The sequence below is a fragment of the Streptomyces macrolidinus genome (genome assembly GCF_023887685.1).
Classification (GTDB): Bacteria; Actinomycetota; Actinomycetes; order Streptomycetales; family Streptomycetaceae; genus Streptomyces; species Streptomyces macrolidinus.
The window spans coordinates 19368-31714 of record NZ_JAMWMR010000034.1 but is presented as its reverse complement, the minus strand read 5'-3'; the positions used below and the strand labels follow the sequence as shown (position 1 = coordinate 31714).

The following is a 12347-nucleotide window of genomic DNA, read 5'->3' as shown; positions in this document are numbered from 1 at the left end:
CGTGGCAGCAAGGCTAGCGGAGCGGCTGTGGGGCGGGTGTGGTGGACGCCGCCGCGCGTACGCGGTGTCGGGCCCATGCGAGCAGGGCCAGAACCATCAGCATCAGGACCGTGTTGGCGGCGTACTTGGCGGTGTAGGACACCTGACCGAGGGGGTCGACGACGAAGGACAGCGCGGCGTTGACCACCAGGGCGGCGCCGCCCACGGCCAGGGTGTGCAGGCGGTTCCACTGCTTCCGGGCCGACCACCACCACAGCAGGCCGCCGAGTGAGACGAGCACGAGTACGTCCATGGCGCTGCCCAGCCAGGTGGACGGCACCAGTTGATGGGCCGTCAGGAGGATGACAGCGGCGCCTGCAAGCAACCAGGGGGAGGGTGCCCGCTCGGCGAGGGGCGAGCGGTGGCGCGGTAGGGCGAAGGCGGCCACGGCCAGAGCGAGCACGATCGCAGCCGTGATACCCAACTGCGCCGGGGAAGCGGAGAAGTTGCGGGTGAGTTCGTGGTGGAACACCAGGGCCGCCGACAGATACAGCACGACGACCACGCTCGTACCGACCTTGCCCAGCCACGGCTCGTCCGCCCGGTCCGGGGCACATGCCTCGACCACCGCGATCGGTGCGGCGAAGCTCCAGATCACGTGCCCGGCAAGGAAGTTCAGTACGTGGCCGACGCTGATGCCCAGGGCGGGGACGAGGGTGGGTGTGCGCTCCTGGGCCCAGGACGGGTCATCGAAGAAGTCCGGGTTGAACAGGCTCTGATCGACAAGTCCCGCCAGGATCAGGCCGAATGCCGCGCTCAGCAGCAGCATCGTCGGCCAGCCGCGCCCGGTTCGGCGGGTGAACTCGCGGATCAGCAGCGCGGGTGCGCCGTAGAGCGGGGCGAGTAAGAGCAGACCGGTCAGCAGCTCCCAGGGGTGGCCGACGATCTGGTCGTAGCCGATGAGGTACTCGGCGCAGATCGGCGACAGCACGAACAGGCCCACTACCGGGGCGAGTCTGCGCGGCAGTGGGTGCTTTCGGGCAGGGGGCATGGCTGTTCCTTCCCTAGGAGGGTGGGTCATGACTACGAGGCTAACCATAAACCGAGTGCTCGGTCTATTAATGGAGGTGGTTGGGTAAGGTGATGTCCTCAGGACCCGGTCAGGCAGGATCCAGTCAGGCAGGGCCCGGTCAGGCAGAACTCAGTCGGGGCTCAGTCAGGAAGGACGCCATGAGGACGGTCGACCCGGCCAAGCATCAGGCACGTCGACGGCACATCCTCGGCGTCGCGGCATCCCTGTTCGCCGAGAAGGGCTTCGAGCGCACCACGACCGCCGAGATCTGCAAGGCCGCGGGCATGAGCGCGGGCAACCTCTTCCACTACTTCCCCAACAAGCGGGCCATCTTCTTCGCCGTGTTCGAGGACGACGGAGAGGACAAGGCCGAACGCCTGGCGCAGGCGCTGGCCGCCGACGACCCCTGGGACGCGCTGATGGAACTCGTGGACTTCCTCGCCGCCCCGGCGGCGGAGCCCCTGGCCCCACCGCTGGTGATGGAGGCGATGGTCCAGGCGTACCGCGACGCCGAACTCGACGCGCTGCTCAGCCGAGGCAACGCCGACGAGCACGCGGCCATCGCCGCCCTCCTGACGAAGGCCGCCGACGCCGGTCAGATCGACCCCGGCCTGGACCCGAACGACACCGCGACCTGGGTCCTGGCCCTGATCGCCACGCTCTACACCAGCGCGGCCACGACCCCGGGATTCGACCCGACCGAGCAGGTGGCCACCCTCCGCCTCATCCTGCGCAGGTTCCTCCAGGCCACCTAGTCGGACACCTGTCTCCGCCGCGCGGCGGAGACGGCTCATCACGGTGCAGGATGTCCCGCGGGCGCTCGCCGGGGAGCGTGGTGGCATGATCAAGTCGCCCCGCCGTGTGCTGTGTTCCGTGGCTGTCGCCTCCTGTCTGCCGTACCTCGGCCTCAAGGTCGCCTGGATCTCCGGCAGTCACGTCGGTATCCCGTCCGGCAGCCCGCTGCTGGAGCACCGGGCGAGGATGGCCGCCGTCAACAGCCTCACCGTGCTGATGGACGCCGCCGTGATCCTGCTGGCGGTGCTGCTCACCCGCCCCTGGGGGCTGCGCGTGCCCGCCTGGACCTTGGTGTTCCCGGTGTGGGTGGCCACCGGGCTGCTCGTGCCGATCATGACCGGCTTCCCGCTCCATCTGCTCCTGCGCGGCCTCGACGGTACGGTGAGCGAGCCGTCCGGGAGCGGCAGCGAACCGTTCCTCCACGCGTGGGTGTTCGGGGTCGTCTACACCGGCTTCATCGTGCAAGGACTGGCCCTCGGTACGCTGTTCCTGCTCTACGCCCGTGACCGCTGGGGACACGTGTGGCGGGGGCGGATGGGGGAACTGCCGGATGAATCGGGTGCGTCGGCGCGGCAGACGGGCGCCGTCACGGCATGCGTCCTCGCCCTGTTCCCCCTCGTGACACACATGATGTGGGCGTGCGGCAGCACCGCCGGACTCAACGCGGGCCGCGTGGCCGACCGGGACACCGACTTCTACGTCCTCGAAGCCACCTTCGTCTGCTTCGCCCTGGCCGCCGTGCTCGGCGCCTGTCTGCTCGCCTTCCGCCGTGCGCGCAGGGTGCCGGTGGCGGCGGCGCTCGCACTCGCGTGGGTCGGCTCGGGTGTCCTGGCCTGCTGGGGCGGCTGGCTCGTACTGGCCTCGCTGACCGCCGTGGCGGACTCCGCAGACCGGCCCACGACGCTGATGCACCTCACCTATGCCGGTCAGATGCTCGTCGGCTTCCTCGTGGCCGCCCTGGTCGCCCGCTTCGCCGCCGGGCGCTCAGCCGGGAGCTCGACCGGGGCCTCGGCCGGGGTCTCGGCCGGGCGTGCGACCGAGGACCTTGCGACGAAGCGGGCCGCGTGAAGCGACTGCTCCGGCCGCTCTTCGGCCACGTGGCACGCCGCCGCTGGGTCCATCTGATCCTGGGCGGCGCGCTCGCCATGCCGTACTTCCTCGTCGGTACGGTGATCGTCGGCGCGGTGCAGGGTTCAGAGGACGTGTTCACCACCTTCCCTCTCCAACTCGCCTCGTTCGCCGTAGCGTTGCCGCTCGCCGCGCTCACCTCTCCCTTCCCGCTGACCCGTCCCATGTCGGTGGCGGCGGTGCGTGCGCTGTGCGGTGTGGACGGCGACGGCCTGGCCGACGGGCCCGCGCGGACCCGGGCCGCGAAGGGGCGGTGTGCGGCCTGGTTCACGTTGCACCTCGGCCTCGGCGGGATCGTCTCGGGCATGACCTTGTCGCTGCCACCGTTCGCGGCGGTACTGATCGTGATCCCGGTCTTCCCCGGACTGCGCGACATGCGCCGTGACTTGCTCCAAGTCCTCCAGGAACCCTGGGCGTTGGCGCTCGCGCCGGTCGCGGGTGCCATGATGCTGGTCGTGCTCGCCGCCTGCGCCGCGGGCTGCGGTGCGCTGCTCGCCCGGTGCGCGCCCGCCCTGCTCGGGCCCGGCCCCGAGGACCGGCTGGCCGCCGCCGAGGCCCGTGCCGCCGATCTCGCCGTACGCAACCGGCTCGCCCGTGAACTGCACGACTCCGTCGGCCATGCGCTCAGCGCCGTCACCCTCCAGGCGAGCGCCGCCCGCAGGGTCCTCGACAGCGATCCCGAGTTCGTACGCGAGGCACTCGCCGCGATCGAGGACACCACCCGGCGCACGGTCGGCGAACTCGACGCCGTACTTGGTGTGTTGCGCGCAGACGACACGCCGGGCAAGGCCCCCGCGCCCACGCTCGCGGCCGACCTCGACGGATTGCTGCGCCGCACCCGCGCGAGCGGCGCGCACATCACCGTCGGCATAGAAGTCGATTCCGAGTCCCTCCCGCCGATGATCTCTCGCGAGGCCTACCGCATCGTCCAGGAAGGGCTGAGCAACGCGCTCAAGCACGCGGGCGCGGGCGGACAGGTCCCGATCACAGTCCAACTCGTCGCCGCAGAAGGCCAGTTGGAGATCACTGTCGAGAACCCGATGGAGGCGGCGCCCGCCGCGCCCGGCGCCCGGCCCGGCGGCGGCCACGGGCTGCGCGGCATCGCCGACCGCGCCCGACTGCTGGGCGGCATCACGCACGCGGGGCCCGTCGACGGGGTATGGCGCCTGTCCGTACGGCTGCCCATGAAGGGACCAGAAGGACCAGAGGGACGAGAAGGACCAGAGGGACGAGAAGGACCAGAGGGATCAGAGGGATCAGTATGAGCAGTTCACCGCCCATCCGGATCGTGCTCGCCGACGACGAGCGCATGGTCCGTACCGCCTTGCGCGCCATCCTCCGTGCCGAGCCCGGAATCGACGTCGTCGGCGAGGCTGCGACCGGGGCCGAGGCGGTGTCCGTCACCCGGGAGACACGGCCCGACGTGGTCCTCATGGACGTCCGCATGCCCGAGATCGACGGCATCCGGGCCACCGAGCAGATCCTGGCCACCCGCATCGACCCGGTGCCCCGGATCGTCGTCGTCACCACCTTCGAGAACGACTCCTACGTCTACGACGCGCTGCGCGCCGGAGCCGCGGGCTTCCTGCTGAAGCGGACGGACGCCGACACACTGGTCCGGTCCGTACGGCTGGTCGCCCACAGCGACACCCTGCTCTTCCCTTCCGCCGTACGGACGTTGGCCGAGAAACATGCGCGCACCCACGCCGCGCCGCCGCCCTGGGTGGCGCGGCTCACCGGCCGCGAGGGCGAGGTGCTGCGGCTCATGGCGGCCGGGCTGACCAACGCGGAGATCGCCCGGCGCCTGCAGGTCGGCCCCGCCACGGTGAAGACCCATGTGGCGGCGGTACTGGCGAAGACCGGCGCCCGGGACCGGACCCAGGCGGTGATCGTCGCCTACGAGGCGGGCGTCGTCGGCGCCCACCGGGGCGGCTGCTAGCGTCCCAGGACGTGAACGACGTGAACGACGTGAACGACACGGTGTACGTAGGCAACGCGGGCAAGGACGCGGCACTGGACCGGGGCTGGCTGCTCGGTCACTTCAAGGACGCCGGCGATCCGCGCCACAGCGAAGCCGTGGAGATCAAGTGGGGTGTCCACCCCGCCGGTGACGAGCGCGCGCAGTGGGTGAGGGGCGAGGAGCGCACCGCCCTCCTGGTCCTCATCAGCGGCCGGTTCCGCGTCGAACTCCCGGGCCGCAGCGTCCTCTTGGAGCAGCAGGGCGACTACGTCGTGTGGGGCCGCGGCGTCGACCACTCCTGGATCGCGGAGGAGGAGTCGGTGGTCCTGACGGTGCGCTGGCCGTCCGTACCCGGCTACGCGGTACCACCCGGCTCGGCCGGTGCGGCGGCCTCGTCACCCGCCTCCGCAGCCGCCGACGGCTGTGTACGGAAGGCCAGTTGACCACCCTTGGCGTCCACCACGATCCGGCTGTGCCGCTCGATCCGGCCGTCCAGCAGCAGCCGGGAGAGCTGGTTGTCGACCTCCCGCTGAATGGTGCGGCGCAGCGGACGGGCGCCGTACTCCGGTTGGAAGCCGCGCTGCGCCAGCCAGTCGACGGCCTCCTCGGTGAACGTGACGTCGATGTTCTGCGCATGCAGCCGCCGCCGCGTCCGGTCGAGCAACAGATCGGTGATACGCCGTAGTTGCTCGGCCGTCAGTTGCCTGAACACCACGATCTCGTCGATGCGGTTGAGGAACTCGGGCCGGAAGTGCTCGCGCAGCGGACGCAGGATCTGCTCGCGCCGCGCCTCCTCGTTCGCCTCCGCGCCGCCCGGCCCGAACCCGATACCCGCCCCGCGCCGGGTGATCGCCTCGGAGCCGAGGTTGCTCGTCATCACCACGACCGTGCTGGTGAAGTCCACCGTCCGGCCCTGGGAGTCGGTGAGCCGACCGTCGTCGAGGACCTGGAGCAGGATGTTGAAGACATCGGGGTGCGCCTTCTCGACCTCGTCGAGCAGCAGCAGCGAGTACGGATGCCGTCGTACGACCTCGGTGAGCTGACCGGCCTCCTCATGGCCGACGTATCCGGGCGGGGCGCCCACGAGACGGCTGACGGTGTGCCGCTCCTGGTACTCGCTCATGTCGAGCCGGACCATGCGCTCCTCGCTGCCGAACAGCACCTCCGCGAGCGCGCGCGCCAGTTCCGTCTTGCCGACGCCGGTCGGACCGAGGAAGAGGAAGCTGCCGATCGGCCGGTCCGGACTGCCGAGCCCGGCGCGCGAGCGCAGTACCGCGTCGGCGACCGCGCTGACCGCCTCCTCCTGTCCGACGACCCGCTGACGCAGATGCTCCTCGAGGGCGAGCAGCCGCTTCTTCTCCTCCTCGGTGAGGCGGCTGACCGGGATGCCGGTGAGCCGGGACACCACCTCGGCGACGGCCTCGGCGGTGACCATCAGGTGCTGCCCCTCGTCGGCCTCGGTGTCCCCGGAGGCCTGCTCGATCCGCGTCTTCAGCTCGGTGATGCGGTCCCGCAACTGGGTGGCCTGCTCGTACTGCTCGTCGGTGACCGCCTGGTCCTTGTCCCGGGTGAGCTGCTCGACCTCGCGCTCCATGGCCCGTACGTCCGTGCCCTTCGTCCGCGCCCGCAGCCGTACCCGCGCCCCGGCCTGGTCGATCAGGTCGATCGCCTTGTCCGGCAGATGCCGGTCGGTGAGATAGCGGTCGGACAGCTCCACGGCGGCCACGAGCGCCTCGTCGGTGTAGCGCACCTGGTGGTGGGCCTCGTAGCGGTCGCGCAGTCCGTGCAGGATCTCGACGGCGTCCGGGACCGTCGGTTCGGGCACCAGGATCGGCTGGAAGCGGCGGGCCAGCGCCGCGTCCTTCTCGATACGGCGGTACTCCACCAGCGTGGTGGCGCCCACGATGTGCAGTTCGCCGCGGGCCAGGGCGGGCTTGAGGATGTTGCCCGCGTCCATGGACCCGCCCTCGGTGCCGCCGCCGCCCGCGCCGACGACGGTGTGCAGCTCGTCGATGAAGACGATCAGCTCGTCCGAGTGGGCGCGGATCTCGCCGACGATGTTGTTCAGCCGCTCCTCGAAGTCCCCGCGGTAACGGGTCCCGGCGACCACGCCCGTCAGGTCCAGCGCGACGACCCGGCGGCCCAGCAGGATGTCGGGCACGTCGCCGTCGGCGATGCGCTGCGCGAGCCCCTCCACGATGGCGGTCTTGCCGACGCCCGCGTCACCGATCAGGACCGGGTTGTTCTTGCCCCGGCGCGACAGCACCTCGATGGTCTGCTCGATCTCGTCGTCCCGCCCGATCACCGGGTCGATCCGGCCCTGGCGCGCGAGGTCGGTCAGATCACGGCCGTACTTGTCCAGGGTCGGGGTCGTCGGCGGACGTGCCCGCTCCGGACGCGCCTCCGGGTGAACGCCCGCCTCGGGCGGCCTCGCGGGCGGCGCGAAGTGGGCCGAGTGCAGGATGTGCCCGGCGGCGGAGTCGGGGTTCGCGGCCAGGGCGGTGAGCACATGCTCGGGGCCGATGTAGCCGGTGCCGCTCGCGCGGGCCAGTTCGTGCGCGTCCAGCAGCGCGCGCTTGACCGCGGGCGTCAGCGAGAGCGAGGACGGCTGCGGCGCCTCGCTCGGATGGTGCGGGGTCTGGGGCGGCCCGGAACGCTCGTCGATCTCCGTCGCCATCGAGTCGGGGTCCGCTCCGGCGCGGCTGAGCAGGCTCCGGGTCGGTTCGGCGGAGAGCGCGGCGCGCAGCAGATGCTGGGTGTCGAGGTCGCGGCTGCCGTGCTCCATGGCGTACCGCGCAGCTCCGGCGACGAGCTGCCGGGCCGGCTCGCTGAGCAGCCGTCCGAGATCGATCTGGCGGGGACCGGGACGGGGCCCGGTGCCGAAGATACGGGAGAAGAACTCTGCGAAGGGGTCCGAGCCGTAGCCCTGCGGACCGTTGAACCCGCTGGTCATGGCAATCCGTTCCGCTGATCGACGTACCGGCGCGACGCGGGGGCAGCCCGGACGGGCCCGGTTACATCTCCCGGCCGGGCAGCTCCGGACAGGCGGCCCTGGGAGCGCGGCGCCCGTAGACCACGATGGCACGATCCCCTGCCGGGGGCACCTTCAGGAGGGCCCCTGGGGGCGGCGGCCGGTCGGCCGCCGCTCACCGGCACAGCCCGCGACCCGTGGCCGGGATCACCGACCGTCGCGCCGCTCCACCTCCACGCTGTTACCCTGCGTGCCTGTGAGGGGATCCAACGGCCCAGATGCCGCCGAGGAGTTGTCCGCCCGCATCGAGGCCGCCGCCGCGGGCACGCCGTATCGGACGCGCCGTACGGAGTGGGGGCTCGAGCTGACCGTGGACATCGATGTCCCGCAGTGGCAGGAGCGGTTGACGCGCAGCCGGATCACCCAGATGCACACCTACCGCGTCGAACTGCGCCCGGAGGAACGGGTGTTCACGCTGACGGATGTCGTCCGTGCCGTCGAGTACGAGGCGGGCCTCGGCGGGGTGCGGCTGGGGAGGACGCTGTCCACGGGCCGGAGCGTGTACACCACGTCGTACCGGACCCCGGTCGGCGGCGAGCAGTACACCTTCTCCTCCGCCGAGGGCCACCGGCTGATCCGGGGCGCCGCTCGGGAGGCGGGCTGGCGGGAGGAGCGGCCCACCAGTGTGAAGATCGCCGCGGGCGCCGGGATCTTCGGCGGGCTCGTCGCCCTCGGGGTGCTGGTCGCCCTCGCGGTCGTCTTCTGGCTCTGAAGAGCCTCAGCCGGGGCTTGATCCGGGTTCTGATCCAGGTTCTGAAGAACCTCAGCGCCGTTCCGTCAGGATGCGCGGCCCCGAATCCGTGATCGCCACGGTGTGTTCCGTGTGGGCCGCGCGGGAGCCGTCGTTCGTACGGAGGGTCCAGCCATCGGCGTCCGCGTGGTACCCGTCGGTGCCGCCTCCGATGAGCATGGGCTCGATCGCCAGGACCATGCCGTGCCGCAGCCGGAGGCCGCGTCCGGGGCGGCCCTCGTTCGGGACGGGCGGGTCCTCGTGCATACGGCGGCCCACGCCGTGCCCGCCGAAGTCCTCCATGATGCCGTACCCCGCGGTCCGGCACACCGAGCCGATCGCGTGCGCGATGTCCCCGATGCGGTTGCCGACGACGGCCGCCTCGATGCCCGCCGCGAGCGCCCGCTCCGCGGTCTCGACCAGCCGCAGATCGGCGGCGCTCGCTCGGCCGACGAGGAAGCTGATCGCCGAGTCGCCCGCCCAGCCGCCGAGTTGGGCGCCGCAGTCGATGGAGACCAGGTCGCCCTCGCGCAGTCGGTAGCCGTCCGGGATGCCGTGCACGATCGCGTCGTTGACCGAGGCGCAGATGACCGCGGGGAAGGGCGACGGGGCGAAGCTCGGGCGGTAGCCGAGGAACGGCGACTCCGCGTCCGCGTCGCGCAGCACCTGGTGTGCCACCTCGTCCAGTTCGCGCAGCGAGACGCCTACGTCCGCACTCTTCCGTACCGCCGTGAGGGCCTGGGCGACCACCTGGCCCGCCGTGTACATCGCATCGATCGACGTGTCCGTCTTCAGTTTCACCATGCCAATTACTATACCGCTCATTCGCCAATTACTATACCGGGCCCCCGGTCGGGCTCCGGTATTAGAATGGGCGCATGGTGCGCACCCCGCTGACCCCCGAAGAGCATGAACGCGGCGAGCGTCTCGGGCGCTGCCTGCGCGAGGCGCGCGGCGCCCGCAGCATGGCCGACGTCGCCGCGAGTGCCGGTATCTCCGCCGAGACGCTCCGCAAGATCGAGACCGGACGCGCGCCCACCCCGGCGTTCTTCACGGTCGCCGCGCTGGCGCGGGCGCTCGGCCTGTCCATGGACGAACTCGCCGGACGGTGCGCGCCGACTGCGCCGACTGCGCCGACTGCACCAACCGCCCCGATCGCGGCGTGAGCCGAGGCCGCTCCGCGCACGCGGTCGCGGCCCGCCGACAAGTGGACGTGACTCGTCCGTAAGCGGACGTGACCCGTCGGCAACCCGACATGCCCCGCCGACAATCGGACCACTCGTCCCATCGGACCACTCGTCCACCGGGGTACGAAACATGATCGACTCCGCCGGTTGCCGACGATGGTCTTGGCAAGGCCGCCCCGGGGGCTTACGTTCGTGCCTTCTCTGGCCCGTGTCTATGGGTGTAGAGGCTCTCTGACGTCCCCTGCCAGGGACACCAGGCAAAGGAGCGGCACCATGGCCCATGTCGTACGCGCCGCGCTGGTCCAGGCGACCTGGACCGGCGACAGCGAATCCATGATCGCCAAGCATGTGGAGCACGCCCGCGAGGCGGCCCGGCAGGGCGCGAGGATCATCGGCTTCCAGGAAGTCTTCAACGCCCCCTACTTCTGTCAGGTCCAGGAGCCCGAGCACTACCGCTGGGCCGAGCCCGTGCCCGACGGCCCCACGGTCACCCGCATGCGGGAACTGGCGCGCGAGACCGGCATGGTGATCGTCGTCCCGGTCTTCGAGGTCGAGCAGTCCGGCTTCTACTACAACACCGCCGCCGTGATCGACGCCGACGGCGGCTACCTCGGCAAGTACCGCAAGCATCACATCCCCCAGCTCAAGGGGTTCTGGGAGAAGTACTACTTCAAACCGGGCAACCTCGGCTGGCCGGTCTTCGACACCGCGGTCGGCAAGGTCGGCGTCTACATCTGCTACGACCGCCACTTCCCGGAGGGCTGGCGGCAACTGGGTCTGAACGGAGCACAGTTGGTCTACAACCCGTCGGCCACCTCACGTGGTCTGTCCGCCTACCTCTGGCAACTGGAGCAGCCCGCAGCGGCCGTCGCCAACGAGTACTTCATCGCCGCGATCAACCGCGTGGGCCGCGAGGAGTACGGCGACAACGACTTCTACGGCACGAGCTACTTCGTCGACCCCCGCGGACAGTTCGTGGGGGAGGTGGCGGCCGACAAGGAGGAGGAACTCCTCGTCCGCGACCTCGACTTCGACCTCATCGAAGAAGTGCGGCAGCAGTGGGCGTTCTACCGCGACCGCCGCCCCGACGCGTACGAAGGACTGGTGAAGCCGTGAGCGATCTGCACGCCCGCCACCGGGCCGTCCTGCCCGACTGGCTCGCCCTGTACTACGAGAACCCCATCGAGATCACCCACGGCGAGGGCCGCCATGTCTGGGACGCCGACGGCAACAAGTACCTGGACTTCTTCGGCGGGATCCTCACCACGATGACCGCGCACGCCCTGCCCGAGGTCACCAAGGCCGTGACCGAGCAGGCCGGACGCATCCTGCACACCTCGACCCTCTACCTCAACCGGACCATGGTCGAACTCGCCGAGCGCATCGCCCGGTTGAGCAACATCCCCGACGCCCGCGTCTTCTTCACGACCTCCGGCACCGAGGCCAACGACACCGCGCTGCTGCTGGCGACGACGTACCGGCGCAGCAACCAGATCCTGGCGATGCGCAACAGCTACCACGGCCGCTCCTTCAGCGCCGTCGGCATCACCGGCAACCGCAGTTGGTCCCCGACCTCCCTGTCCCCGCTGCAGACCCTGTACGTCCACGGTGGCGTCCGCACCCGGGGCCCGTTCGCGCACCTCGACGACGACGAGTTCATCTCGTCCTGCGTCGAGGACCTCACCGACTTGCTCGGGCACGTCCGCCCGCCCGCCGCGCTGATCGCCGAGCCCATCCAGGGCGTCGGCGGCTTCACCTCGCCGCCCGACGGGCTGTACGCGGCCTTCCACGACGTCCTCCAGGACCGCGGCATCCTGTGGATCTCGGACGAGGTGCAGACCGGCTGGGGTCGGACCGGCGACCACTTCTGGGGCTGGCAGGCACACGGCGCCTCGGGCCCGCCCGACATCCTCACCTTCGCCAAGGGCATCGGCAACGGCATGTCCATCGGCGGTGTCGTCGCCCGCGCGGACATCATGAACTGCCTGGACGCCAACAGCATTTCGACCTTCGGCGGCACCCAGATCACGATGGCGGCGGGCCTCGCCAACCTCACCTACCTCCTCGAACACGACCTTCAGGGCAACGCGCGCCGCGTCGGCGGACTGCTCATCGAACGGCTGCGCGCCGTCGCCGCCCAGCTCCCCGTCGTACGCGAAGTACGCGGGCGCGGCCTGATGATCGGCATCGAACTGGTGCGTCCCGGCACCGACCAGGCCCACCCGGAGGCGGCGTCCGCCGTGATCGAGGCCGCCCGTGCGGGAGGGCTGCTGATCGGCAAGGGCGGCGGCCACGACACCAGCGCGCTGCGCATCGCCCCACCGCTCACGCTCACCGTCGCGGAGGCCGAGGAAGGCGCCGCGATCCTCGAACACGCCCTCAGAAGCGTCCAGTAGCGACACGAGTGTCCAAGCCGCGAGCAGCTCCGACCCGAGGTGTCCTAAGGCCTGTCTGACCCGAGCAGA

The 12347-nt window shown here is 70.8% G+C and carries 12 protein-coding genes; 9 read left to right on the top strand and 3 right to left on the bottom strand.

Translation table 11 applies throughout. The features are described 5' to 3' along the window. Positions 1–13: 13 nt before the first annotated feature. The gene (locus tag NGF19_RS26835; RefSeq protein WP_252428145.1) at positions 14–1030 is read right to left on the bottom strand and encodes an AF_0692 family protein; all 1017 of its coding nucleotides are present in this window, start codon (positions 1028–1030) and stop codon (positions 14–16) included. A gap of 179 nt (positions 1031–1209) precedes the next feature. Here NGF19_RS26835 and NGF19_RS26830 point away from each other — a divergent pair, with 179 nt between their 5' ends. The 5 genes from NGF19_RS26830 (at position 1210) to NGF19_RS26810 (ending at position 5377) form a co-directional block, all read left to right on the top strand. After that, complete coding sequence (locus NGF19_RS26830) at positions 1210–1806, top strand: TetR/AcrR family transcriptional regulator (protein WP_252428144.1); 597 nt, start codon at positions 1210–1212, stop codon at positions 1804–1806. Positions 1807–1891: 85 nt separating this feature from the next. Next, entirely contained in the window at positions 1892–2914 is a 1023-nt protein-coding gene (locus NGF19_RS26825; RefSeq protein WP_252428143.1) for a hypothetical protein, read from the top strand. Next, complete coding sequence (locus NGF19_RS26820; RefSeq protein ID WP_252428142.1) at positions 2911–4239, top strand: sensor histidine kinase; 1329 nt, start codon at positions 2911–2913, stop codon at positions 4237–4239. The genes NGF19_RS26825 and NGF19_RS26820 overlap by 4 nt, the downstream gene beginning before the upstream one ends. Beyond that, entirely contained in the window at positions 4236–4913 is a 678-nt protein-coding gene (locus NGF19_RS26815; RefSeq protein ID WP_252428141.1) for a response regulator transcription factor, read from the top strand. Before NGF19_RS26820 ends, NGF19_RS26815 begins: the two co-directional genes overlap by 4 nt. A gap of 29 nt (positions 4914–4942) precedes the next feature. Then, complete coding sequence (locus NGF19_RS26810) at positions 4943–5377, top strand: cupin domain-containing protein (RefSeq protein ID WP_252428165.1); 435 nt, start codon at positions 4943–4945, stop codon at positions 5375–5377. On the opposite strand, the gene NGF19_RS26805 is transcribed toward NGF19_RS26810, so the two are convergent. Further along, a complete protein-coding gene (locus tag NGF19_RS26805) occupies positions 5290–7887 on the bottom strand; it encodes an ATP-dependent Clp protease ATP-binding subunit (protein WP_289738118.1) in 2598 nt (865 codons plus the stop codon). The two genes, NGF19_RS26810 and NGF19_RS26805, sit on opposite strands and share 88 nt — an antisense overlap. A gap of 274 nt (positions 7888–8161) precedes the next feature. On the opposite strand from NGF19_RS26805, the gene NGF19_RS26800 reads away from it, so the two are divergent. Beyond that, the gene (locus NGF19_RS26800) at positions 8162–8677 is read left to right on the top strand and encodes a hypothetical protein (RefSeq protein ID WP_252428140.1); all 516 of its coding nucleotides are present in this window, start codon (positions 8162–8164) and stop codon (positions 8675–8677) included. Positions 8678–8728: 51 nt separating this feature from the next. Here NGF19_RS26800 and map read toward each other — a convergent pair whose 3' ends face one another. Next, positions 8729–9499: a type I methionyl aminopeptidase gene (gene map / locus NGF19_RS26795; RefSeq protein WP_252428139.1), complete on the bottom strand. Its 771-nt coding sequence runs from the start codon at positions 9497–9499 to the stop codon at positions 8729–8731. A 74-nt stretch (positions 9500–9573) separates the two neighbouring features. Here map and NGF19_RS26790 point away from each other — a divergent pair, with 74 nt between their 5' ends. From NGF19_RS26790 to NGF19_RS26780, 3 genes are all read left to right on the top strand, one after another. Then, complete coding sequence (locus tag NGF19_RS26790) at positions 9574–9861, top strand: helix-turn-helix domain-containing protein (protein ID WP_252428138.1); 288 nt, start codon at positions 9574–9576, stop codon at positions 9859–9861. 294 nt (positions 9862–10155) lie between these two features. Beyond that, positions 10156–10998, top strand: coding sequence for a nitrilase-related carbon-nitrogen hydrolase (locus tag NGF19_RS26785; protein ID WP_252428137.1), 843 nt, complete (start codon positions 10156–10158; stop codon positions 10996–10998). Continuing rightward, positions 10995–12278: an aspartate aminotransferase family protein gene (locus NGF19_RS26780; protein ID WP_252428136.1), complete on the top strand. Its 1284-nt coding sequence runs from the start codon at positions 10995–10997 to the stop codon at positions 12276–12278. The genes NGF19_RS26785 and NGF19_RS26780 overlap by 4 nt, the downstream gene beginning before the upstream one ends. Positions 12279–12347: the final 69 nt, after the last annotated feature.